This window comes from Variovorax sp. P4_D9 (assembly GCF_056401695.1).
The window spans coordinates 1-1,408 of record NZ_JBFUIU010001426.1 but is presented as its reverse complement, the minus strand read 5'-3'; the positions used below and the strand labels follow the sequence as shown (position 1 = coordinate 1,408).

Annotated in this window: 2 protein-coding genes; both read right to left on the bottom strand. The window is 70.5% G+C overall.

Features of this window, described 5'->3' with window-relative positions; genetic code table 11:
- The coding region (locus tag AC1DY5_RS55645; RefSeq protein ID WP_478122708.1) for an NAD(P) transhydrogenase subunit alpha at positions 1-847 on the bottom strand (847 nt) is incomplete at its 3' end.
- A gap of 20 nt (positions 848-867) precedes the next feature.
- Positions 868-1,408 (bottom strand): biotin/lipoyl-containing protein (locus AC1DY5_RS55640; RefSeq protein ID WP_478122707.1); only part of this gene is annotated, 541 nt, incomplete at its 5' end.

Below are 1,408 nucleotides of genomic sequence, written 5' to 3'. Positions count from 1 at the left end.
AGCCCGGCTTCATCGACTTGACCATGTCCTCGGTGATGAGCGTGGGCGCGGCGCGCCCCGGGATCAGCGCGGTGCTGATCACGACGTCGGCCAGCGCCACGCGCTTGGCGACCTCGACCTGCTGCCTCGCCAGCCAGCTCGCGGGCATCGGCTTGGCGTAGCCGCCGACGCCGACCGCGGCTTCGCGCTCCTCGTCGGTGTCATAGGACACCTCGATGAACTTGCCGCCCAGCGACTCGATCTGCTCCTTGACCGAAGGTCGCACGTCGGAGGCCTCGATCACCGCGCCCAGGCGCTTGGCGGTGGCGATGGCCTGCAGGCCGGCCACGCCGACGCCGAGGATGACGACCCGGGCGGCCTTCACGGTGCCGGCCGCGGTCATCAGCATCGGGAAGAAGCGCTGGTACTTGTCGGCGGCGATCATGACGGCCTTGTAGCCGGCGATGTTGGCCTGCGACGACACCACGTCCATGCTCTGGGCCCGGGTGGTGCGCGGAGCGGCCTCGAGCGCGAAGGCGGTGAGCCCTGCTGTCGCCAGGCGCTGCAGCCCGGCGGCATCGAAGGGGTTGAGCATGCCGATGACGACGGTGCCCGGTTTCATGAGCGCGATTTCGGGGTCGTCGGGGCTGCGCACCTTGAGCACGATGTCGGCACCGAAGGCGCCCGCGGCATCGCTGATCTCGGCACCGGCGGCCTGGTAGGCGACGTCGGTGACGCTGGCGGCCACGCCGGCGCCCGTTTGCACCCGCACCACATGGCCTTGGGCCACCAGCTTCTTCGCGGTCTCCGGGGTGACGGCGACGCGGGCTTCGCCGGGCGTCGTCTCGGCTGGAACGCCTATCTTCATACCCACCCCTCTGTCCATGTTCATTCGAATTCGATGATCACCGCGTCGAGCGCGAGTGCATCGCCAGGGCCCGCGTGGACCTTCGTCACCACGCCGGCGCGTTCGGCACCGAGCGTGATCTCCATCTTCATCGCCTCGACCACGCACAACGGATCACCGGCCGCCACCGCCTGTCCGACTTCGGCGGAAATCGCGACCACCACCGCCGGCATCGGGCTGCGCAGCTGGGAGCCCGCAGCGGCTTCCTGCCGGCGCGGCATCCACGCCAGCAGCTCGGCCTCGCGCGCCGACAGCACGCGGACCTCGGCCTGCGTGCCGGCATGGGCGAGTGTGGCGCCATCGGCGCTGCGACGGAACTGCATCGCCACCGGCTCGCCGTCGATCGATCCTTGCCAGACCGGCTGCCCTGGCCGCCAAGCTGAAACGACTTCGCACACCCCGCCCGGCTGATCGTCGAGGTCGACGCGCCAGCACCCGCTCTGCCCACCCTGCACCGTGACCCCCTGCGCGACATCGCCCAGCAGCACCACCCGGTGCCCGCCATCTCCGCCGCCATCTCCG